Below are 23,237 nucleotides of genomic sequence, written 5' to 3'. Positions count from 1 at the left end.
GTCTCCCCTTAAGCCTGACCCTGCATCGCTTCGAGCTCTTCCCAGCGTGCAAAGTCTTGTTCCAATTCTTGTTCTTTTTCGGCTAATCGGTTTAGTACGGCGTTTACCTCTTGGCTGTCGCCATCGAAAAAACCGGGTTCTGCGATTTGAGCCTGCAAAGATTCGATCTCTGTTTCCAGCGTTTCCAACTTGGCGGGTAACGCGTCAAGCTCCCTTTGGAGCTTGTATGTTAGCTTCTTCGGCGGCGCACTTGAAGGCGCGGTTTTGGGCTCTGGCTCAGTTTTCACCGCACTTGGCGCATCGCCGGTGGATTGCGCCTCCTCGGCCCGGTAGAACTGTGCCCCCAGATGCACCGCATCCTGATAGCCGCCAACGTACTCGACCCAGCGCCCCTTGCCGCCAAACCACCAGGTGGTGGTCACGGTGTTGTCGATGAATTCCCGATCGTGGGAGACCAACAGCAGGGTGCCTTCGAACTCGGCCAGCTTGGCCTCGAGCAGTTCGAGGGTTTCGACATCCAGATCATTGGTAGGTTCATCCATCACCAGCAAATTCGCGGGCTTGAGGAACAGCTTGGCCAGCAGCAAGCGGTTCTTCTCGCCACCGGAAAGCGAACTGACCGGGCTGCGGGCCCGAGCCGGAGCAAACAGAAAGTCCTGCAGGTAGCCCAGTACGTGACGGTCGCGTCCGCCGACGGTGACCGTATCCTTGCCCTCACCGACGTTCTCCTGGACGGTTTTGTCCGGATCCAGCTCCAGCCGGTGCTGGTCGAAATAGGCCACCTTCAAATTGGTGCCTTGTCGGACACTGCCCTCCTGGGCCGGCAGCTGCTCCAGCAGCAATTTGATCAGGGTGGACTTGCCACAGCCGTTGGGGCCAATCAGGGCGATGCGGTCGCCGCGCATCACCGAGGTGGTCAGTCCGCGAACGATGTGGTCCGCTTCCCAGGCGTACCCCAGGTCCTTGATGTCAAACACCAGTTTGCCGGAGCGCTCGCCCTGGGCCATGGTCATGGACGCCTTGCCCTGACGGGTGATCCGCTCGGCGCGCTCCCGACGCATCGCCTGCAGGGCACGAACCCGGCCCTCGTTGCGGGTTCGCCGGGCCTTGATACCCTGGCGGATCCACGCCTCCTCCTTGGCCAGCTTCTTATCGAACAGTGCCGCCTGCTCCTCCTCGACCCGCAAGGCTTCCTCTTTGCCGGCCAGGTAGCTGGCGTAGTTGCCGGGAAAACTCAGGATCTGGCCCCGGTCCAGATCGATGATCCGGGTCGCCATGCGCCGGATAAAGCCCCGGTCGTGACTGATAAAGACGATGGAGCCCTCGAAGCCCAGCAGCAGAGTTTCCAGCCACTCGATGGCGTCGATGTCCAGGTGGTTGGTCGGCTCATCCAGCAGCAACACGTCCGGCTGCTGTACCAGGGCCCGGGCTAATGCCGCCCGGCGCTGCCAGCCCCCACTGAGGGCGCTCATCGCCTGCTGCCCATCCAGCTCCAAGTGGCTTAGGGTCTGGTGGATTCGGGTTTCAAACTGCCAGCCGTTGTGGTGGTCCATCGCTTCCTGGCTGCGGGCCAGGCGGGCCAGATGCTTGTCGTTGGGATCCTCGGTGACCAGTCGGCTGGCGGTCTCGTACTCCTCGATCACCTGGCCCAATTGCGCCAACCCCTCGGCCACGTAATGGAATACGGTACCGCTTTGCGCTCGGGGCGGGTCCTGGGGCAGGTAGGCGATGGTCACCTCCGGGTTGATCCCCAGCTGGCCGTCGTCCATCTCCTGCAAACCGGCAAGCACCTTGAGCAGACTGGACTTGCCGGCGCCGTTACGGCCGACAAGGCAGACCCGCTCATTGGGCTCCAGGATAAAATCCGCCTTATCGAGCAGCGGAATGTGGCCAAAGGCCAACTGCCCCTGGCTTAATCGGATCAAACTCATCAGGCTTCCTCTACAAAGCGGGTCAGTTCGACCAGGTCAAACGGCCAGCCCAGCTCCTTGCCATCGCTTTTGCGTACCACGGGGATGCGTACACCGTAGGCGTCGACCCACTCGGGGCAATCCACGATGTCCTGTGGGGTGAACGCCAGGTCCGCCTGGCGCAGCAGCGCTTCGGCTTGCTCGCACAGGTGGCAGCCGTCGGTGTGGAACAGAACCAGCTCAGGCGTCGGCATGGTGCAGCACCCAGGCGTTGTGGATCTGTTTATTGCGGGCGAAATCCGGAGACTGAGTCTGCTTGGTCACGTTGCGCGCGTTCAGCCCCAGGGCCTCGACGCCCGCTTCGTCCATCTTGAAGTGCCGCTTGTTGTTGGAGAAGAGGATCTCACCGCCGGGGGCCAGCATCCGTTTGAGCTGGGTCAGCAGCCACAGGTGGTCCCGCTGAACGTCGAAGCTCTGCTCCATCCGCTTGGAGTTGGAGAAGGTGGGCGGATCGATAAAGATGAAATCAAACTGCTCCTGACACTCGGACAGCCAGGCCAGGCAGTCGGCGTGGACAAAACGGTGCTCGCGCCCCTTGAGTCGGTTAAGGGCAAAGTTGTCCTGGGCCCAGCGCAGGTAGGTTTTGGACATGTCCACCGTGGTGGTGGCCCGGGCCCCACCCAGCGCGGCGTGCACCGAGGCACTGCCGGTGTAGGCGAACAGGTTCAAGAAGCGTTTGCCCTGGCTGTGCTCCTGGATGTAGCGGCGTGCCAGGCGGTGATCCAGGAACAAGCCGGTGTCCAGGTAGTCGGTGAGGTTGACCAGAAAACGGGCGCCGTACTCCTCGACCTTGAGCTCGTTGTGGCTCTGATCGAGTTTCTCGTACTGCTCCTTGCCCTTTTGCTGCTTGCGCTCCTTGACCACGATCTGGCTGGGATCCACCTCCAGCACCTCGGGCAGGTTCAGCAGCACATCGATCAGCCGCTGGCGGGCTTTGTGTTCCGGCACCGATTTGGGCGGCGCGTACTCCTGCACCACCACCCAATCCTGGTAGCGGTCGATGGCGACGTTGTACTCGGGCAGGTCGGCGTCGTACACCCGGTAGCTGTCGATCCCCTCCTGCTTAACCCACTTCTTGAGCTGCTTAAGGTTTTTGCGCAGTCGGTTGGCAAAGTCTTCACCGTACTGACGGCCGGCACCGCCCTCGCCTACCGCGTAGTTGCCCAGCAGCACCTCAAGGGCACCGTTATACAGCTTGTACTGTTTGTCGGCTTTCAGGCGAAGGGCGCTCAGCAGCATCGGGTCGCTGCACAGCAGGCTGACCTGCCAGCCCTGCCACTGCTCCTTGAGTTGGCGACCCAAAGAAGCGTAGAGATGGAGCAGTTCCGGCATCTGGCCCAGGCGCTCACCGTAAGGGGGGTTGGAGACCACAAAGCCCGGGTTGGCCGGCGGCGGTGGCATCTCATTGACGTCGCCGCCCTCAAACTGAATAAAGTCGGCCATGCCCGCACGCTCGGCGTTGTCCTTGGCGATGGCCAGTACCCGGCGGTTGATGTCGCGACCAATAAAGCGGGTTTGGCAGCGCGCCTCGCCTGCTTGGGCACGCTCCAGCGCTTCCTCCCGGATGGCGTTCCAGCGCTGAGGCTGGTGGCCAACCCAGTGGTCAAAGCCCCAAACCCGGCGATGAAGCTGGGGGGCGGTGTCGGTGGCCATCAGGGCGGCCTCGATCAGCACCGTACCGGAACCACAAAAGGGATCAATCAGGGGCTTGTCCTGGGCCTGGGTCCAACCGCTGCGCATCAGCACTGCGGCGGCCAGGTTCTCCCTCAAAGGCGCCCTGCCCCGGTCCAGGCGGTAGCCACGCTGGTGCAGCGCCGAACCGCTGAGGTTGAGGCCCACCAGCAATTTATCGGCCCGCAGCGCGCAGTCGATGCGGATGGCGGGGCGTTCTTTGGAGACCGTGGGACGGGTACCGGCGTGCTCCACAAAGGCGTCGACAATGGCGTCCTTGACCTTGAGAGCGCCAAACTGGCTGTTGCGGATCTCTCGGTTGCCACCGTGAAAGTCCACCATAAAGTCACTGTGGGGGGTGAACACCCCGGGCCAGTAGATCTTCTTTACCCCGTCGTAGAGCTGATCGGCGGTTTTCGCGACCACCTGATCCAGCACCAGCACCACGCGGCTGGCCAGTCGACTCCACAGACAGATACGATACGCGGTATCCAGTTCGGCCTCGAAGTGCACCACCGCCTGGCCTTCACGAACCTCGCTGGCCCCCAGTGCGACCAGCTCATCAACCAGCAAGTACTCCAACCCCTTGGGGGTCGCCGCATAAAAACGCTTCATCTACGTGGATATTTCCCGATGGCAAAAGGCCCATTATACCGGCTTTTGGCACTGACGAGGGGCTTTGTTCCCCCTTTAGGCCACTGGGGCAAAAACTAGGCAGTCAGCACACCAATTGCCAGTTGCCCCTTGCAAGGGCCACCGGGACTCAATAACATACGCCCCGCTTTTGAGGACGCGGGGTGGAGCAGCCTGGTAGCTCGTCGGGCTCATAACCCGAAGGTCGTCGGTTCAAATCCGGCCCCCGCAACCAACTACCAGTCAAAAGCGGCAATTCGGACGCGGGATGGAGCAGCCTGGTAGCTCGTCGGGCTCATAACCCGAAGGTCGTCGGTTCAAATCCGGCTCCCGCAACCACTTCCTGTCAGAAGTAAAACGGCAACTCGGACGCGGGGTGGAGCAGCCTGGTAGCTCGTCGGGCTCATAACCCGAAGGTCGTCGGTTCAAATCCGGCCCCCGCAACCACTTCTTCTGATGTTCTGAGCCCGGTTGCATAACCCTCAGGCCATCGCCGTGGGACGCCCGTTCAATCCGGCTCCCGCAACCACTTCCTGTCAGAAGTAAAACGACACTTCGGACGCGGGGTGGAGCAGCCTGGTAGCTCGTCGGGCTCATAACCCGAAGGTCGTCGGTTCAAATCCGGCCCCCGCAACCACTTCTTTCTCAGAAGCAAAACAGAGAACAATCGGACGCGGGGTGGAGCAGCCTGGTAGCTCGTCGGGCTCATAACCCGAAGGTCGTCGGTTCAAATCCGGCCCCCGCAACCACTTCTTCTGATGTTCTGAGCCCGGTTGTCATAACCCTCAGGCCATCGCCGTGGGACGCCCTTCAATCCGGCCCCCGCAACCACTTCTTCTGATGTTCTGAGCTCAGTTGTCATAACCCTCAGGCCATCGTTGTGGGACGCCCTTCAATCCGTCCTTACGCCCTCTTTATCTGTTGCCCTCAGCTGAGCGAACAAACTCCACAAGTCATCGTTTGCTGGACGCCTGCGCCTCACCATCTGGTTACCCTCTCGCCAGGTTCGGCCACGAAGTTAGGATTGCCCTCCAAACAACGCTTATCTGCCGACACCGCCAAGAAGTTCAGGCGCTTTGTGTCCTAATCCGCTGAAACATTAAAGTGCGATGCGGCAATATTCGGTATGCAATGCCTCAAATATATGCTGGTGTCACACAGCCATGTTTCCTATCGCCCGGCCATTAACATCAAACCAGTCGACAACCTGATCAAATATTCACCACGCCGGTGGCGTGGCCCCGCCTCTTTTCAGCAATGGGTGCAGCAGTTACATTTATTAAGCTAAGCCTTTATCCGATCTGCCAACACGAATGCATTTACCAAAGTGATCGTTATTTGCGCGCCAATGGAATGCATTGCGTTAAAAATCCAAGGGCAAAAGCCTAAGGTGTGAAGGGCAAGGATGAATCTAAGCGAAGCAATACAATCGGCCCCGCTGAACAGCGGGGCCGGAGAGGGTTAGGCGGCGACGATGCCGCTGGCCCTTTGAGCCTGACAGGGCGTCATGCGATCGTTCATTACCTTGATAAGGTCAAACTGGCGCATGGACTTGTTGTTTGCCAACGACAGGGCGTCATCAAGCAGCATCACCAGGGAGGCTGTCTCACCCGCTTCCACCACCACAAAACGGGCGCGTTCGCTGCCGGTGGACAGCGCTACCAGTTTGCCCTCGACGGGATAGGCGATGCGGGCGCTGGTCTGGAAATGCCAGCTTTTGGGCATGACCGGCAGGCTGAAAAAGCGGGCGGCGGTCAGGTTCAGGGCAATCTGCACCAGTGCCGGGGTCTTGAGCGCCAGTTGGCCACTGAGCCGCTGCAGCACTTGCTGGTAGTACTGGGCTTGCTGGGCGCAGAACTGCACGCCGTGCAGGCTGTCGGGAATAAGGTGACGGGCACTGAACGGGGTGAGGAAAAGCCAGTCTTCCCCAAGTTCCAATGCAAGTTTGTCTTCCTCATGATGATACATCCATGACCATGAGGGGTCCGGTGAGATGTACATGACGGTTATTCCATTCCCTAGCTCAAGGCTATATTAGACCAATATTTAATCGCCTGACAATAGTTTGACGCAATTAATTCTTTTGACATCAGGATCTTACAAGATCATAAAAGGATCGCCCTTTTGATCGCCGATCGCCCTTTTGATCTCAGATCCAAAAAAGGGCCCGAAGGCCCTTTTTTCATTTCGGGAATGGATTATTTCCGTTTGATAAAGGCTTCGGTGATCGACTTAATCAACTCCGGGCCGTTATAAATAAATCCGGTGTAGATCTGCACCATCTGGGCCCCCACGTCCATCTTCTCCATGGCGTGCTGGGCTGAATCGATGCCCCCTACCCCCATGATGGGCAATTTGCCATCCAGGGCCTTGGCCAACTTGCCGATCACCACGGTGGCGCGCGCGGTCAGCGGCGCACCGGACAGGCCACCGGTTTCGCCGTGCTCCGGCAGGTGCTCTACCCCTTCCCGGCTCAAGGTGGTGTTGGTGGCGATCACCCCGTCGATCTCGTGACGGATCAATGACGCTGCCACTTGCTCGATCTCCTCGTCGCTCAGATCCGGGGCAATCTTCAGGGCCACCGGCACATACTTGCCGTGCTGCTCGGCCAACTCTCGCTGCTTGGTTTTCAGCGACGCCAGCAGGTCATCCAGCATCTCGCCGTACTGCAGGCTGCGCAGGCCCGGGGTGTTGGGCGAGGAGATGTTCACTGCGATGTAGCCGGCCACCGCATACACCTTCTCCATGCAGATTAGGTAGTCGTTCTTACCCTCTTCCAGCGGCGTGTCCTTGTTCTTGCCGATGTTCACACCAATGACGCAGTTACCCGGGTTGGCAGCCTTGATGTTGGCCACCAGGTTGTCCACGCCCTTGTTGTTGAAGCCCATGCGGTTGATGATGGCACGGGCCGGTTTCAGGCGAAACAGCCGGGGGATCTCGTTACCCGGCTGGGGGCGCGGGGTGACGGTGCCCACTTCGACGTGGCCAAAGCCCATGGCGGCAAAGGCGTCGATCGCCTCGCCATCCTTGTCCATGCCCGCGGCCAGACCCACCGGGTTGGGGAACTGCACGCCCATAAACTCCACCGGTGCGAAGGGGACATTCTGGGAGTAGAAACAGGAGAGCGGAGTGTGAGCAGTACGACGCAGGCTGCCCATGGTAAAGTCGTGGGCCCACTCTGGGTTGGTTTGGAACAGAAACTTCTGTGCGATGCGGTAAAACATTCTTTCTCCAGATCTAAAAAAAGCCCCGGCGACGCCGAGGCTTTTCCCTGTCAATGATCAGCGGGACTCTGTGGCAGAGTCGCAGCGCATGATGAGCAAGTTGAGCTCCCGTAGGGCCACCGAGAACTTGGAGAACTCGTGGCTCTTCGAGGTGCGGAACTCCGCCATCATGTGCAACCAGCGATCCAGGGTTGCGTTGTTGTCATTGACCCACTGCTCGATGATAGCATCCGCCTCGCACTGGGCACCGCAGTTGCGCAGCACCACCAGAGTCAGTCGCCGCTGCAACCAGTCCAGCTCCTCGCGGAAGCCGGCCCGGGCCAGCGCCTGCCAATGGTTGGACACCGGTTGCTCGTTGATCTGCTCCAGGAACCAGTGCAGTTCGATGCCTGCGCCCAGACGGAAGTAGGTTTCCGCCACCAGGGGCACCGGCTTGTCGTCCTGCTGGGCAATTTCGGCCACGTCCAGGGCGGAGAACAGGGTGCTCAGTCGGCTGACGGTGTTCGCCAACTCGGCGGTGACGCCTCCGTCCACCAGGGCCTGGGCACGGCTCTTGAGCCCCTCTGCCTCCTCCTCCTGAAGCAAGGAGTCGAAGTTGCCGCTGAGCTCCTCGACCACCGGCGCGAAGAATTCAACGCTGGCCTGCACCTCGAGGTTTCCGGTACGGCGGCGCAGGAACCAGCGGGTGGCACGGCGAACCGTACGCTGCAGCTGGTAGAGCATCTCGTGTTGCTGTTCGGCATCAACAACCGCATTCAGCTCAATGATCTGCGCCTTAATGCTATCAAAGCCAAATACTTGGGCGGCGATAGTATAGCTCAGTGCCACTTCCGAGACTGAGGCACCTGTCTCATCCTGCATACGCTGGATGAAGTTGAGCCCCATGTTGTTGATGATGTCGTTGGCCAGGCTGGTGGCGATGATCTCCGCCCGCAGGGGGTGCTCCTTCATCCAGTCGCTGTAACGCTCCTGCAGGCGCACCGGGAAGTAGCCGATCAGGCGCTGAGCCACGGTGGGCTCGTCGGTGACTTGGGGATCCACCAGTTGCTCCTTGAGCACCATCTTGGCGTAGGCCACCAGAACGGAAAGCTCCGGACGGGTCAGGCCATGACCGGCGGCCAGACGCTCGGAGAGCTCCTCATCGGTAGGCAGGAACTCCAGCGCACGGTCCAGCTTGCCCTCTTTTTCCAAGTAGTGGATAAAGCGGATCTGCTCCTTGAGCTGCTCGCCGTTGCGCGCTTCGGTGATGGAGATGGAGAGGGTCTGGTTGCGGCAATCTTCAAGTACGATCTCCGCCACTTCATCGGTCATGTCCATCAGCAGCTTGTTGCGCTGCTTAACGGTGAGCTCACCCTCCACCACCAGTCGGTTGAGGAGGATCTTGATGTTGACCTCGTTATCGGAGCAATCCACGCCGCCCACGTTGTCGACGAAATCGGTGTTGATGCGGCCCCCGGCGTGGGCGTACTCGATACGGCCCAGCTGGGTCAGACCCAGGTTACCGCCCTCGCCCACGATCTTGGCTTTCAATTGGCTGCCGTTGATCCGCACCGCGTCGTTGGCCCGGTCGCCCACCTCGATGTGGGTCTCCTGGCTGCCCTTGACGTAGGTGCCGATGCCGCCGTTCCACAGCAGATCCACCTCCATCTGCAGCAGGTGCTGGATCAGCTCGTTGGGGGTCATCTGGGTTTTCTTGGAGCCCAGCATCGCCTTCATCTGGGCGCTCAGTTTGATCGCCTTGGCACTGCGATTGAATACCCCACCCCCCTCACTGATGAGGCTGGCGTCGTAGTCTTCCCAGCTGGACCGCGGCAGTGCGAACAGCCGCTCCCGCTCGACGTAGCTCTTGGCCGCATCCGGGTTGGGATCGATAAAGATGTGCAGGTGGTTGAACGCCGCCACCAGACGGGTGTGACGGGAGAGCAGCATGCCGTTGCCAAACACGTCGCCGGCCATGTCCCCCACCGCCAGGCAGGTGAAGTCGGTGCTCTGGCAGTCCACGCCAATCTCACGGAAGTGGCGCTTGACCGACTCCCAGCCACCGCGGGCGGTGATCCCCATCTTCTTATGGTCGTAACCGTACTGGCCCCCGGAGGCGAAGGCGTCGCCCAGCCAGAAGTCGTACTCTTCCGAGATGCTGTTGGCGATGTCGGAGAAGGTGGCGGTGCCCTTGTCGGCGGCCACTACCAGGTAGGGGTCGTCCTCGTCGTGACGCACCACGCTGGTCGGCGGCACCAGTTCGCCCTGCTCGATGTTGTCGGTCACATCCAGCAGGCCACGGATGAACATCCGGTAACAGGCCTGGCCTTCCGCCTGCATCGCTTCGCGCTCGCTCGGCAGCTGCTTACAGACGAAGCCGCCCTTGGCACCGGAGGGGACAATCACGGTGTTTTTCACCTGCTGGGCTTTGACCAGCCCCAGCACCTCGGTGCGGAAATCTTCCCGACGGTCGGACCAACGCAGGCCCCCGCGGGCCACCTTGCCACCGCGCAGGTGTACCCCCTCCATGCGGGGGGAGTAGACGAAGATCTCGAACTTGGGCAGCGGCAGCGGCATCTCCGGAATGCGCTCCGGCAGCACCTTGAAGGAGACGTAGCTCTTGTCGTCGCCGGACTCGGCGGCCTGGTAGAAGTTGGTGCGCAGGGTCGCTTCAATCAGCTCCACGTAGCGGCGGATGATGCGGTCATCATCCAGGTTGGCCACGTCATCCAGGTAGGCTTCCACCTGGGTCAGCTGCTTCTCCAGCTCGCGGTTGGCGCGGCTGCTGGGGTTGAAGCGGCGGTTGAACATCTCCACCAGCAGGCGGGCAATGTGCGGGTAGTGGTCGAGGGTCTCGGCGATGTACTCCTGGGAGAAGGTCACCCCGATCTGGCGCATGTACTTGGCGTAGGCTCGCAGCAGCGTGACCTCACGGCCGGTCAGGCCGGCGGAGAGCACTAGGTGGTTAAAGCCATCGTCCTCGTAATCGCCCGCCCACACCTTGCCCAGGGCATCCTGGAAGCGATTCTGGTAGGCGCTGATCTCCTCTTTAACCTCCCCTTTAAAGGTCATGGAGAAATCGAGGATCCAGTACTCTTTCCCCTCGGCGGTCACCACCTGGTAGGGCCGCTCACCGATCACCCGCAGACCAAAGTTCTCCAGCATCGGCAGCACGTCGGAGAGGTGGATCGGCTCGTGTTTGTGGAACAGCTTGAGGCAGACCTGCTTGCCGCCCAACGCCTTCTCCTGGGGCTGGTAGAACAGCATGCCAAGCTCGTCGGCGGTCTCCAGCTTCTCCAGGTTCTCGATGTCCACCAGCGCGGCACTGGGCAGGACATCCTCTTTGTAGCTGCGGGGGAAGGCGTTGATAAAGCGGCGGGACAGCATCTTGCCCTGGGCCTCACCGCGGCTCTCCACCAGGGCGGCGTCCAGCTTGTCCTCCCAGGAACGGGCCAGCTCCACCAGGTTGTTTTCCAGCTCGTTTACATCAATGTCCATATTATTGTCTTCAACCTTCACCAGGTAATGGGTTCGCGCCAGGGTGGACTCGGAGAAATAGGTGGTGAACTCCACCTCGTCCTCGCTCTGGAAACACTCGGCCAACAGCTTCTGGGTCTTGATCCGCAGCTGGGTGTTGTAGCGCTCCTTGGTGGTGAACACCAGCGCCGAAAAGAAGCGACCAAAGGGATCGCGGCGAACAAACAGCCGCACCTTATCGCGGTCCTGCATGTGCAGGATCCCCAGCGCCCCTTCGTAGAGTTGCTTCTCATTGGCCTGGATCAGTTCATCCCGGGGGTAGGTTTCTAGGATGTTCATCAACGCCTTGTAGTCGTGGCTGCGCGGCGCCAGACCGGACCGGGCGATCACCCGCTCCAGCTTGCGATTGATCAGCGGGATCTCACGAGGGCTGCGGTTGTACATGGAGGAGGCGTAGAGACCGATAAAGCGGTCCTCGCCAATCACATTGCCCTGCTCGTCGAAGCGCTTCACCCCGACGTAGTCGATGTAGGCAGGACGGTGCACCCGGCTTTTGGTGTTGGTCTTGGTGAGGATCAGGCGACTTTGGCCCAGGGCCTCTTTGCGTGCCTGCTCTGGCAAGGAGGAGAGCAACAGGCCCTGGCTGGGCTGATCCTTCATGATGCCGAGGCTGGTGCTGTTGTCCCCGGCCAGACTCATGTCCCCTTCGACCTTCTTCAGGTCGTAGTGACGGTAACCGAGGAAGGTAAAGTGGTGGTTGGAGAGAAACTCCAGGAAGGCCACCGCCTCATCGCGCTCGCTCTCGTGGCCCACTGCCGGGCCGGCCTTGAGGCCATCGATCACCTCAGCCAGCTTCGCCTGCATCGGCTGCCAGTCGGTGACCGAGGCAGTGACATCCTGGATCACCGACTTGAGCTCATCGCCCAGCGCCTGCATCCGCTCATCCTCGGCCAGGTTCTCCACCTCAACCAGGAAGACCGCCACCCGTTCGTCATCGGGCTCGCCATCGAGCACATGGCGCACGGCGGTGATCCGCCCCTGCTCATCCCGTGCCACGGCAATCGGGGAGTGGATCATCAGGTGGGAGGAGACACCGAACCGGTTCAGCGCCATGGACACCGAATCAACGAGAAACGGCATGTCCGGCTGCACCATCTCGATGACCGAGTGGGCCGATTGCCAGCCGTGGGTGCTTTGCACCGGGTTGTAGACCCGGTTTTTGAATTCGCCGGAAGCGGCTTGATTGAGGGTGTTCCAGAGGCTCAGTGTGGCGCCGTAGAGGTCGCTGTCACTGCGCTGGCTGAGCTCGTCCTTGGCCAGGGTGCCGAAGATGATCCGGGCGAATGACTCGACAAGGTGGGCATCCTGCTCGGGGAGTTTTTTATGGATGAGTTCCACGACGTTTTCGAGCAAGACGAGAGGCGTAGATAGTTGCTTGGCCATGTTGCTTGTCCTTTCTGCGATGGCGCTAAATCGCTAATTTTTGTAGTTCTTTGGGCTTGCCTTTGATCTAAAGCGCTTTGGGGGCACTTGCGAGGCGAAGTTTATCACCCTTTTAGCACGATCGTGAGCCGTTTCTCACTTTGCAAGATGAGTCTGCTGGCTTAGCGAGCAACCCCATGACAACTCAGTCAAAAAGCCCCCACAAATGTGCAAAACGACCCAGGTTTTCGGCCCCTTTATGCACCGAGCGAATTTTGGTTGGACCAGTCCGATTGCCGCCATCGAAGACGCACCGCATCCGGTCACTCACCGTTAACTTTGGATTAAGTCGTGATCTGAGATAGTGGCGATATGATGAGCGCCAGCCGCTCACTTTCCGGCCCGCTGGCCGCCACTTGGGGGATGTTGTTATGACGCACAGTTCGACAAGCCGGCCCTATTGGCTGATGGGGATAGCCCTGGGGTTGATCGCCCTGTCGGCGGTGAACGCCAACCGCTCCCAGGCCCAGGAGCCGGCCCCCCTCGCCCGCTGCCTGGCCAGTGTCGATGCATTGGCCCCCGAACGGCAATTGAAACCCGAGCGAGTTCCCTTCCTCCAGCCCTCCCCCGACGGGGAGGTCTGGGTGCTGCCGCTGACCGACAAAAACGGGCAACTGCACTATTACCCCTGTCCCAACTAAACAAAAGGCCCCTCAATGAGGGGCCTTTTTTTATGACTCGCAGACCTAGGCGGCCTGGCGCTCGGAGGGCGGTGTGCACGACGCTTCGGCCGGATGGCCTTTACCCCACAGCAGCCGAACCAGCGCCGGCAGCACCACCACCGCCGCCACCATGTTGACCAGGAACATGAAGGTCAGCAGGATCCCCATGTCCATCTGGAACTTAAGGCTGGAGAACACCCAGGTGCTGACCCCCACCGCCAGGGTGATGCCGGTGAAGACCACCGCATTGCCCCGTTCACACAGGGCCCGCAGGTAGGCGTCCTTGACTTGCATACCGGCACGCAGATAGGGCGTCATGGTGGAGAGGATGTAGATCCCGTAATCCACGCCGATGCCAACCCCCAGGGCGATCACCGGCAAGGTGCTCACCGTCAGTCCGATCTGCAGGAAGGTCATCAGCGCCTGGGCCAGAGTGGACACCAGGTAGAGCGGCAGGATCACCGACAGGGTGGCGCGCAGCGACTTGAAGCTCAGCAGGCAGAGGATGAACACCGCGCCGTAGACGTAGAGCATCATCGGCGTCTGGGCCTCGGCCACCGCTTCGTTGGTGGCGGCCATCACCCCGGCCGGACCGGAGGCCAGTTTGAACTGCACCTCGTCGGTGTTAAAGCGCGCCGCTTCGGCTTTCACTGCGGCGACCACCCGGTCCAGGGTTTCCGCTTTGTGATCTTCCAGGAACAGGTAGACCGGCATGACGCTGCAGTTGCCGTTCAGCAGACCCGAGGAGGTGGGCACCCGGGAGGTGGCCTGCACCAGGGTCGCGGTGGTGCGCGGCAGCACCCGCCACTTGGCGTTGCCTTCGTTGTACCCGCCGTTAACGATCTTGGCCACCGAGGCCAGGCTGGCACTGGACTGCACCCCGGGGACGTTCTCCACCCGCCACTGGAAGCGGTCGATGCGCTCCATCACCTCGTGGTAGGTACAGGCCTCCGGATAGGCCTCAACGATCACCGTCAGAACGTCGGTGGTAATGGAGAAGTTGTCGGTGATGTAGAAGGTGTCCTGGTTGTAACGGGACTCCTCCTTAAGCGCCGGCGCCCCGGCATGCAGGTCACCGATCTTCATGGTTTGGGCCTGCATAAAGCCCAGGCCAAAGAGCACCAGGGCCCCCAATACCACCCACTTGGCCCGTTTGTCATCGGCAAAGTTGGCGACCCAATGCCACAGGGGCGCCACCTGACCGTGGCTCTTCTCAATCTTCGCCAGGTAGCTTTTGGAGAACTTCACGTAGGAGAGCAGCACTGGCAGCAGCAGCAGGTTGGTGAGGATGATGAGCCCCACGCCGAGGGAGGCGGTGATCGCCAGTTCGCGAATGATGCCGATGTCGATGGCCAGCAGCGTCAGGAAACCCACGGTATCGGACAGCAGGGCCACACCACCAGGCACCAGCAGCGAGCGGAACGCGGACTGCGCCGCCACCTTGGCACTCTGCCCTTCGGCCACCCGGTGCCCTACGGCGTTGATCATCTGCACCCCGTGGCTCACCCCGATGGCGAACACCAGGAACGGCACCAGGATCGACATGGGATCCAGGCCAAAGCCCAGCACCGTCAGCCCGCCCATCTGCCAGACCACAGCAATCAGTGAACAGCCCAGGGGCAACAGGGTCAGCATCAGGCTGCGGCTGAAGGCGTACACCATGGCCGCGGTAATGGCGATGGCGATCAGGAAGAACAGCAGAACGTCTTTGGCCCCATCGGCCACGTCACCGGACATCTTGGCAAAGCCGATGATGTGCACCCGGATCTGGTCATCCTCGTACTGGGTGCGGATCTCCTGCTCCAGGCGCTCGGCGAAGGCCAGCACGTCCATCGGTCGGGTAATGGGCCCGCCGGCCACCCGCTCCTCCTCGGGAATGGGCATCCAGTCCAGCAGCTGGGCGGTGACCATGGCGGCGCTGAAGTCGTCGGAAACCAGACGACCGACGATGCCCGCCTTCTCTACGTTGTCCCGAACCTGGGCCAGGCCGTAATCGTCGGCGCTGAAATCCGCCGGGATCACCGGGCCGCCGCGAAAGCCGTCTTCCACCACCTCGGTAAAACGGGTGGAGGGGGAGTAGAGCGATTTCACCTGGGTGCGATCCACCCCGGGGATGAAGAACAGCTGGTCGTGAATTTGACGCAGCACATCGAAAAACTTCGGGTTGTAGATGTCGCCGCTTTGATCGGAGACCGCGACCATGATGCTGTTGGCGCCGCCAAACTGCTCACGGTGCTTCATGTAGGTCTGCATGTAGGGGTGGTTGAGCGGAATGTTCTTGGTGAACGCCGCGTCCATCTTCAGTTCGGAGGCGCTGTACCCCAGAAACACCGTCATCAGCGCAAACAGCGCCAGCACCACCGCCCGGTGACGGAACACCAGCAGCTCGATGGTGGAAATCCATTTATCCAACACGGTACGACTCCTTTATTCCGCTATGGGGTAAAGATGGGCGCCATGGCTGCCCACCACCAGCAGTTGCCGGTCGTCAAACTGGGCCACGGCGACCAGGTCGTCCCCTTTGGCCACCACCCGAGAGCGGAAACTCAAACCGTTATCCTCGCTGACCAGCAGCACCCCGCCGTTGGCCACCAGCACCAGTCGGCCATCGGACAGGCGCAGACCGCTGTTGATGGTGGAGGTCAGCTCCAGCTCAACCGGTGCCCACTGAACGCCGCCATCGGCGCTGCGAAAGACGTTGCCCCGCAAGCCTACCGCCAGCAGGACTCCGCCCTCCCCCTCCACCAGGTCCATAAAGGAGCCGAAGTAGATCTCCTCCAGGCGCTGCCACTGGTGGCCGCCATCGGTGGAGCGGGCCATAAAGCCCATCTCACCCATCAGGAAGAGATCGCCGTTGGCCAGGCGTTTGATGCGATTGAAGTGGGGCAGGATGGCACTGCGCTCATCCAGGTAGAGGGCTTCGTCTTCGGCTTTGAGCTCCTCAAGATAGAGGCGGTCCTCTTCGTACAACAGCTCGTCGTGAAACTCCTCCACCCAACTTTGTCCGCCGTCGGTGGAGCGATAAAACAGCCCGTAGGCCCCAACGGCCACCACTTCCTGGGGTCCCAGGGCCAGGACGTCCAGCAGCGGTTTGTCTTTCTGGGGCAGGTTCTGTTTGACCTGCCAGTTTTGGCCCCCGTTGTGGGTGGCCAGGATCACCACGTCGTGCCCCACCGCCCAACCGTTCTGGTCGTCGGCCAGGGTGGCGGAGGTGAGCATGGTGTTCAGCGGCACTGCCGACTGGGTCCAGTTACGGCCGTCACCAAGCAACACCGTGCCCCGATCGCCCACCAGCAGCCAACCGTTGGTGGCGGTTTCCACATCCAGCAGGGGGGCAGTAGCGGCTTTGGGCGCCATAAAGGCGGTTTCCGTGTCGTCACTGGCGTGGGCCAAGGCAAAGACACTGAGCAGTGCGCTAGAAAGAAGGAATCGATACAGCATAGAGACTCTCGAATAAGGCGCCCCGTGTGGGGCGCCTTTATCAGATGGGATTAACGGCGGCCCTGACGGCGCAGTGCCTGAGGCGTAAAGTCGCTGGATTTCAGCTTGGCGTCGAAGTTCGCCACCTTGCCTTCGTTGTCCAGACCCATCGCCATGTAGCGGCGGGAGTTCAGATCGTAGAACACCTCGAGGGTGGTCCAGACCAGCGGCTGCTCGTAGTAGTTGACGGTGTGCGCCATCCCGACCCGGTACATCTCGTCGCGGTTGTCGTACAGGTCCACCAGGGCGATCTGCCAGCTGTCCTCATCGATGTAGAAGCGGCGGGTCTTGTAGAGGTGGCGTACCCCCTCCTTCAGCTTAGCTTCCACCACCCAGACGCGGTGCTTTTCCCAGCGCACCAGGTCCATGTTGATGTGGCCCGGCTGGATGATCTGATCGTACCTGATGTCGCCACTGTGCAGCTTGTAGTCGTTGTACGGGATGTACATCTCCTGCTTGCCGACCAGTTCCCACTCGTAACGCTCCGGAGAGCCGTTGTAGAGGTCGAAATCGTCGGTGGTTCGCAGGCCGTCGGAGGCGGTCCCCGGGGTGTCGAAAGCGACGTTGGGCGCACGACGTACCCGGCGTTGACCGGTGTTGTAGGTCCAGGCCTGACGGGGCTGCTTGCTCTGATCCATGGTTTCATGCACCAGCAGTGCGGTACCGGCCAGGCGAGCCGGGGCGGTCACCACCTGCTTGAAGTAGAACAGCAGGTTGTCCTTGGCCAGCTCGGCGGCATCGGCACCGGGGACGGTGTAGAGGAACTGGATCTGCTCGTTGGTCTCCACCAGGGTGTAGGAGCCCCCGGCGGTGGGTGCCGCCTGGTTACGCTGGATCTCGGCGGTCTCACCCCGGTAACGCAGGATGTGGTTCCAGATCACCTCAAGGCCGTTTTGCGGGATGGGGAAAGGCACCCCGGTGGCCGCGCCAGTGATGCCGTTGCCGCCGGCCACCAGCTCTGCGCTGGTGGCGTTCTTGGCGGTGGCGTCATAGATGAACTGCGGGTAGGAGCCACTGCGGTGGGTCGGATAGAGGTTCATCTTGAAGGTGTCCGGGTACATCTCGAACATCTTCTTTACGCCGGCGCTCAAAAAGGCGTCGTACTCGGCCATGTTGGCCCTGGTCACCGTGGCGATGATGGCGTCATCACCATAGGGGTCCGGGTGGAACTGACCGGGCTGATAGCCCGCCGGTGCCGAGGTGATCCCGCCGGTCCAGGCGGGGATGGAGCCGTCGGCGTTGCCGGCCATTTCGGCCCCCATGGGGGTCAACTCGTTACCGAGCTTGGCCGCTTCCTCCGGGCTTACCTTTGCCATGGCCATGCCGGAGCCGAACATCAGCGCCATCGCGGACGCCAGAACTGTAATCTTTTTCATTTGGATACTGCCTCTTCTTAGATGGAGAACTTCACGTTAAAGGACACGAAGTCCTTGTCTTCCAAAGAGTTGGTGCTGCCCTTGCCGCCCCAGAACGCGTTGTAGCTCAGATCCGCAGACCAGCGGTTCTGGTAATCCCCGGACAGAGTCAGGGAGGCGGACTTGCGATCCTCGACAAAGAGGAACAGCGGGTCGGGAGTGGTACCGGACACGTCGTGGGAGAACACCACCCGCGGTGACAGGTTCCAACCGAACAGGGCGTTGGTGTAGTCGGCCTTGGCGACGATGCGGTAGCCCCAGGCGTTGTCCGTCGGGAAGGCATCCTCTTCCGGGCCGTTGTGCAGCAGATCCAGCACACCGGCACTGGACTCACGACCGCCGATCCCGGCACGCTCGGTACCCGGGCCGTTCAGGCGCAGTACGTTCGGATCCGGCATGTCGTGCAGCCAGACACCGCCCACTTCCGCCAACATCAGGAAGTTGGAGGCGCCAAGGGTTGGGCCGAAGATGTGGGTAAAGGTCATCTGGGCCTGGGTGGAGTCGGTCAGCACATAGCCCTGACCAAATTCACCGGGCATCAGGCGCTCGCCGTTGGGCTTGACGTACTGGGAGAGGTTCTCAAACACGTCGTAGGCTTCGTTGTCGGCGTTGTACAGCTGCTCCGGCATGGCCGCGAACAGCAGCTCCACGTCGTCGATTTGCAGCGGCTCATCCTGGCGGTAGGCCACTTCACCGGCCACGGAGGTGTCCCCGAGCGTGGTGTTAAAGGAGAAGCCGTACAGCTTGATGTCTTCGGGGTACTCGATCACCGCCTTGGAGAAGGCGTTGAGCCCCAGCAGATCGCCACGGCTTACCTGGCCGCCGGCGGCGCCGATGGCGCTCAGGGTGGCGATGTCTTCCACCAGTGCAGCACCGCTGAAGTCGGCCGCTTGGCCGGAGATCAGCGGACGCTTGCTGTGGTAGTTGATGAAATAGAGGCCAAACTCGGTATCCGCCAGGTCCGGGGCGAAGTAGCCGAGCTTGATGCCGTACTGGCCCTGATCATCCGGGGTGCGCTCCGGCCCAATCAGCGTGGTCTTGGTGCCGTAGGGCACGGCAAAGGGCGCGAACTGCGCCAATACCGCCTGGATCTCCTCCGGCGTGGTGGCACCGGATTGCGCCAGGGCGCCGGCACTGACCTGAGCCAGGGACTGGTACTCCTCAAGCAGGTGGTTGAGGGTGATGTCCGGGTTGGAGGTAAAGCCCAACTGGGCGTTGTTTACGTAGCCGCCGGCACCGGCAAAATCGTTGCTGGAGAAGTAGGTGCCGGTTACCGGCAGACGGGTCTCCTCCCAGCGGTACTGGTAGTAGGCTTCGATGTTGAAGTTTTCGGTCAGACCCAGGCTGGCCCAAACGGTCCCCACCGGGATAAAGGCCTCTTTGAGCTCGGAGCCTGGGGCCTGAAGACGGGCCAAGTCCACCGGGTTGATGGAGTTGATGCCGTGGGGGATCAGGGTGCTTTCACCCCAGCTGACCACCTGCTCACCAATACGGAAGGAGAACGGCATGTTGCCCAGGTCGAAGTCAGCGAAGAAGTAGGCGTCCAGCAAGCGGATGTCGGAGCAGGCGTATTCGGCCGCCTTGTCGTCCGCACAGACATCGAACTCCTCCCCAGTCATGGGGTTGCGGTAATCGAAGCTGCCGTTTTCCAGCTTGTTGTCGTAGAAATAGAAGCCCCGAACGAAGATCCCCACGTTTTCGTACACCAGCTCAAGCTCGTGCAGGCCTTTGAAGATCTCGCTGAAGGTGTCGCCCTTGTCGTAGAGCATGTTGGCCAGGTCGCCGTTGGCCGAGTAGGACCCCGGCAGACCAAAGATTTGACTGGATTCCAGGCCGCCGTCGTTGAACCTGCCGTTGGCAAAGTCGAAGCCGTAGCCATCAGCCCACTGGAAGCGGTTGCTCTTGGCGATCTTATCCAGATCGCGCTCTTCAACGCGCCAGGCTGCGCCCAGGGTCCACGTAGAGTCGAAGCTCCCCTGGATATCTCCCCATTCAAACGTCACCGCCTGTGACGGCGCGGCCAGTACCAATCCGATGCTGGCTGCCAATACCGAGCGGCGAAAGCGGGATGCGCTTGCTGTCATTGTCGCTGTTCTCCCTTCCCTGATGTTATCGTTTTTTGAGATTTCGGATCTCGAACGAGCCCAAAATTAACCCCATTGTTACAACAAGGAAATGGTGCGAGCAACCACTTTGTGACATAGAAAGCACTTCAAATTCACAAACTTAGTGACTTTCAAACGACCATTTAAATCACCTCATTTAAATGACCTATCCCGGCGCTTCAACTGGACCGGCCAGTATAGGATACCCTTATGTTTTTAAAGCACTTTTTGATAGATGAAAAACAAAGAGGCCGGGTGCAACCCGGCCTCTTATCGTTTGAAGCTTTTACTCTAACTTAGCCGTTCCAAACCCAGGAACTCTCCGCGCTCACCGAGGGTCAGGCAGAAGGCGCCCACCACCCCTTCGGGGCGCAGGTGGGGACGCAGATACCTGGGGTGAAGATGGATGACCCGCCCTGCCCTGTCCCGCACCACCACCAGGTCCGCTTGTCCCTGGTAGTAGCGCCGGATCGACTGGCTGGAGATCCGCAAGTCAAAGACGTAGCTCGGCATGGGTTAATCGGCCAGCGCCAGACTCTTGCTTACCTTCTCATAGAGGTCGCGACTGAGCCCGTCCAGGGCCGCCAACCGCTTGAGCTCGGCCAGCATCATTGTTTGACGGTCTTCATCCTGGGTCTGCCACTGCATCAAGGGAGTCATGATGCGGGCCGCACACTGGGGGTTGATGCCATTGAGCTTGATCAGCAGGTCCGTAAGGAAGCGGTAGCCACTGCCATCGGCCGCATGGAACCCGTTGGGGTTGCCCTCGGCAAAGGCACTGACCAGCGCCCGCACCCGGTTGGGGTTGGCGATGTCGAAGGCCGGATGCGCCATGGCCGCTTCCACCTGGGTCAGGACATCACCGCTCGGGGTCATCCCCACCTGGCTGAACCACTTGTCCATCACCAGCGGCTGGTCACGCCACTGGGTTTCAAAGCGCGCCATCAGCGAGGACGCGATGGGCAGTTGCCCCTGGTTGGCGGCGTTCAGGGCCGCCAGGGTGTCGGTCATGTTGTCGGCGTTATCGAACTGCTTGGCCACCCACTCCTGAGCCTGAACCCGACCGGCCATCGCCAGCAGGCTCAAGCAGGCGTTCTTCAGGCTGCGCCGGCCCACTGCCGCGCCATCGTTGGCGTATCGGGGATCGGTGTTGGCCAGGCACACCGCCATCAGCTCGTCTTCCAGGGCCAGGCCCAGTTCGGTGGCGGCCTGACGGCGGCACTGGTGAATGGCTTCCACATCGTGTCCGGGCCGGGACTGGGCCAGGGTGGACTCCGACGGCAGGGTCAGCAGCTCTGCGACCAGCGCCGGGTCCTGCCCTTGCGCCAACAGCACGGCACGCAACGCGTCCATCGCGGTGTCGCTCACCCGATATTGATCCCCATTGACCAGGGCGAAGATTTCCTGGGTCAGCAGGGATTGGGCGGCATCCCAGCGGGCAAAGTCGTTACCGGCGTGGGCCAAGATCCGCGCCAGTGACGCGGCATCGTAGTGGTACTCCAGACGGACCGGGGCGGAGAACTCCTGCAGCAGCGACGGCACCACGGGGCCATCGACCTCGTCAAACACCCAGCTCTGGCTTTCGGATTTGAGCTCCAGCAGCGGGCTGTGGGCCGCGCCCTCCACCAACAGAGGCACCGGCTGGCCCTCGGCGTTCAGAAGTTCGATGGCCACCGGGATGTGCAGGGGTGCTTTGTCGGCCTGGTCGGCGGTGGCCGGCGTGCGCTGGCTCAAGGTCAGGTGATACTGACGGCGCTCGGCGTCGTAGTGATCCTCCGCCACCAGGACCGGGGTGCCGCTTTGGCTGTACCAGCGACGGAACAGGGACAGATCGTTGCCACTGGCGTCCTCCATCGCCTGGACGAAGTCATCGCAGGTCACCGCCTGGCCGTCGTGGCGTTCGAAGTAGAGATCCATCCCCTTTCGGAAACCGGCTTCCCCCAGCAGGGTGTGCATCATACGGATCACTTCGGCGCCCTTGTCGTACACGGTGACCGTGTAGAAGTTGTTCATCTCGATCACCTTATCGGGGCGGATCGGATGCGCCATGGGGCCGGCGTCTTCGGCGAACTGCTGATTGCGCACCACCTTGACCGCCTGGATGCGGTTGACCGCCCGGGAGCCCATCTCGGAGGAGAACTCCTGGTCACGGAACACCGTCAGCCCCTCTTTGAGGCTCAGCTGGAACCAGTCACGGCAGGTGACCCGGTTGCCGGTCCAGTTGTGGAAGTACTCGTGGCCGATGATGGACTCAATGCGGTGGTACTCGGCGTCGGTGGCGGTCTGGGGATCGGCCAGCACCGCCTTGGAGTTGAAGATGTTCAGCCCCTTGTTCTCCATGGCCCCCATGTTGAAGAAGTCCACGGCGACCACCATGTAGATGTCCAGATCGTACTCCAGGCCGAAGCGCTGCTCGTCCCAGGTCATGGCGTGCTTGAGAGAGGCCATGGCGTGGTGGCCCCGGTGCAGGTTGCCCCGGTCCACAAACAGCTGCAGGGCGACATCACGGCCGGAGGCAGTAGTAAAGCAGTCCTCCAGCAGGTCAAAATCGCCGGCCACCAGGGCAAAGAGGTAGCTCGGCTTGGGGTACGGGTCTTCCCAGGTGGCGAAGTGTCGACCGCCCTCAAGGGTGCCGGCATCCACCTTGTTGCCGTTGGACAGCAGGTAGGGGTACTGCGCCTGATCCGCTTCCACCCGGGTGCGGTAACGGGCCAGCACGTCAGGGCGATCCAGGTAGTAGGTGATGCGGCGAAAGCCTTCCGCTTCACACTGGGTGCAGAATGCGCCACCGGACTGGTAGAGCCCCTCCAAGGTGGTGTTGTTGGCCGGATCGATCTCGGTTTCGATCACCAGCTCTGCGCTGTCGCGGGTCAGGGTGACCACCAGCTGACCCTCCGCCTCGCGGTAGTCGCCGGGTGCCAGTGTCTGGCCATCCAGGCTGACGGACACCAGGGTCAGGGCTTCGCCGTCCAGCACCAGCTCGCTGGCCTCACTGTTCTGACGCACCACCTGGCTGGTGGCCGTCACCCGGGTGTGGTGGGGATCCAATTGAAACACCAGGGACAGGTCTGTGATGGTGAAGTCCGGGGCCCGGTAGTCCTTACGATATTTGGCTTGCATGGCCTGCATCGGTCGCGCT

Annotated in this window: 13 protein-coding genes and 5 tRNA genes; 6 read left to right on the top strand and 12 right to left on the bottom strand. The window is 61.2% G+C overall.

Annotation, left to right across the window (positions count from 1 at the left end; genetic code table 11):
* Window positions 1–8 precede the first annotated feature (8 nt).
* From KUV81_RS05580 to rlmKL, 3 genes are read right to left on the bottom strand one after another with little or no spacing between them, the layout of a single operon-like run.
* A complete protein-coding gene (locus KUV81_RS05580; RefSeq protein WP_222542846.1) occupies window positions 9–1,931 on the bottom strand; it encodes an ABC transporter ATP-binding protein in 1,923 nt (640 codons plus the stop codon).
* A complete protein-coding gene (locus KUV81_RS05575; RefSeq protein WP_222542845.1) occupies window positions 1,931–2,164 on the bottom strand; it encodes a glutaredoxin family protein in 234 nt (77 codons plus the stop codon). Before KUV81_RS05575 ends, KUV81_RS05580 begins: the two co-directional genes overlap by 1 nt.
* Window positions 2,151–4,256, bottom strand: coding sequence for a bifunctional 23S rRNA (guanine(2069)-N(7))-methyltransferase RlmK/23S rRNA (guanine(2445)-N(2))-methyltransferase RlmL (gene rlmKL / locus KUV81_RS05570; protein WP_222542844.1), 2,106 nt, complete (start codon window positions 4,254–4,256; stop codon window positions 2,151–2,153). Before rlmKL ends, KUV81_RS05575 begins: the two co-directional genes overlap by 14 nt.
* A 176-nt stretch (window positions 4,257–4,432) precedes the next feature.
* On the opposite strand from rlmKL, the gene KUV81_RS05565 reads away from it, so the two are divergent.
* From KUV81_RS05565 to KUV81_RS05545, 5 genes are all read left to right on the top strand, one after another.
* Window positions 4,433–4,509 (top strand) — tRNA-Met (locus KUV81_RS05565).
* A gap of 27 nt (window positions 4,510–4,536) precedes the next feature.
* Window positions 4,537–4,613: transfer RNA gene (locus KUV81_RS05560), tRNA-Met, on the top strand.
* Between the two features lie 31 nt (window positions 4,614–4,644).
* Window positions 4,645–4,721 (top strand) — tRNA-Met (locus KUV81_RS05555).
* A 113-nt stretch (window positions 4,722–4,834) separates the two neighbouring features.
* Window positions 4,835–4,911, top strand: a tRNA-Met gene (locus KUV81_RS05550).
* A gap of 35 nt (window positions 4,912–4,946) precedes the next feature.
* A tRNA-Met gene (locus tag KUV81_RS05545) sits at window positions 4,947–5,023 on the top strand.
* A 712-nt stretch (window positions 5,024–5,735) separates the two neighbouring features.
* Here KUV81_RS05545 and KUV81_RS05540 read toward each other — a convergent pair.
* From KUV81_RS05540 to KUV81_RS05530, 3 genes are all read right to left on the bottom strand, one after another.
* A complete protein-coding gene (locus KUV81_RS05540) occupies window positions 5,736–6,275 on the bottom strand; it encodes a cell division protein ZapC (protein WP_261389198.1) in 540 nt (179 codons plus the stop codon).
* Between the two features lie 197 nt (window positions 6,276–6,472).
* Window positions 6,473–7,498, bottom strand: coding sequence for a quinone-dependent dihydroorotate dehydrogenase (gene pyrD, locus KUV81_RS05535; RefSeq protein WP_222542842.1), 1,026 nt, complete (start codon window positions 7,496–7,498; stop codon window positions 6,473–6,475).
* Window positions 7,499–7,555: 57 nt separating this feature from the next.
* The gene (locus tag KUV81_RS05530) at window positions 7,556–12,397 is read right to left on the bottom strand and encodes an NAD-glutamate dehydrogenase (protein WP_222542841.1); all 4,842 of its coding nucleotides are present in this window, start codon (window positions 12,395–12,397) and stop codon (window positions 7,556–7,558) included.
* Between the two features lie 410 nt (window positions 12,398–12,807).
* On the opposite strand from KUV81_RS05530, the gene KUV81_RS05525 reads away from it, so the two are divergent.
* Window positions 12,808–13,077, top strand: a complete 270-nt coding sequence (locus KUV81_RS05525) for a hypothetical protein (protein WP_222542840.1) — start codon at window positions 12,808–12,810, stop codon at window positions 13,075–13,077.
* 45 nt (window positions 13,078–13,122) lie between these two features.
* On the opposite strand, the gene KUV81_RS05520 is transcribed toward KUV81_RS05525, so the two are convergent.
* From KUV81_RS05520 to pepN, 6 genes are all read right to left on the bottom strand, one after another.
* On the bottom strand, window positions 13,123–15,513 hold the full coding sequence (locus tag KUV81_RS05520) for an efflux RND transporter permease subunit (protein WP_222542839.1): 2,391 nt from the start codon (window positions 15,511–15,513) through the stop codon (window positions 13,123–13,125).
* 12 nt (window positions 15,514–15,525) lie between these two features.
* Window positions 15,526–16,539 carry a sialidase family protein gene (locus KUV81_RS05515; protein WP_222542838.1) on the bottom strand — a complete coding sequence of 338 codons (1,014 nt, stop codon included), beginning with the start codon at window positions 16,537–16,539 and terminating at the stop codon, window positions 15,526–15,528.
* A gap of 50 nt (window positions 16,540–16,589) precedes the next feature.
* Entirely contained in the window at window positions 16,590–17,954 is a 1,365-nt protein-coding gene (locus tag KUV81_RS05510; protein ID WP_222542836.1) for a DUF1329 domain-containing protein, read from the bottom strand.
* 17 nt (window positions 17,955–17,971) lie between these two features.
* Window positions 17,972–20,077 carry a DUF1302 domain-containing protein gene (locus KUV81_RS05505; RefSeq protein WP_222542835.1) on the bottom strand — a complete coding sequence of 702 codons (2,106 nt, stop codon included), beginning with the start codon at window positions 20,075–20,077 and terminating at the stop codon, window positions 17,972–17,974.
* A 312-nt stretch (window positions 20,078–20,389) separates the two neighbouring features.
* The gene (locus KUV81_RS05500; RefSeq protein ID WP_222542834.1) at window positions 20,390–20,611 is read right to left on the bottom strand and encodes a DUF2835 family protein; all 222 of its coding nucleotides are present in this window, start codon (window positions 20,609–20,611) and stop codon (window positions 20,390–20,392) included.
* Window positions 20,612–20,614: 3 nt separating this feature from the next.
* Complete coding sequence (gene pepN / locus KUV81_RS05495; RefSeq protein ID WP_222542833.1) at window positions 20,615–23,227, bottom strand: aminopeptidase N; 2,613 nt, start codon at window positions 23,225–23,227, stop codon at window positions 20,615–20,617.
* Between the last annotated feature and the right edge of the window lie 10 nt (window positions 23,228–23,237).

The sequence above is a fragment of the Ferrimonas balearica genome, from assembly GCF_019802085.1.
Taxonomy (GTDB): Bacteria; Pseudomonadota; Gammaproteobacteria; order Enterobacterales; family Shewanellaceae; genus Ferrimonas; species Ferrimonas balearica_B.
The sequence above is the reverse complement of the archived record's forward strand: the minus strand, read 5'-3'. Positions and strand labels throughout refer to the sequence as shown.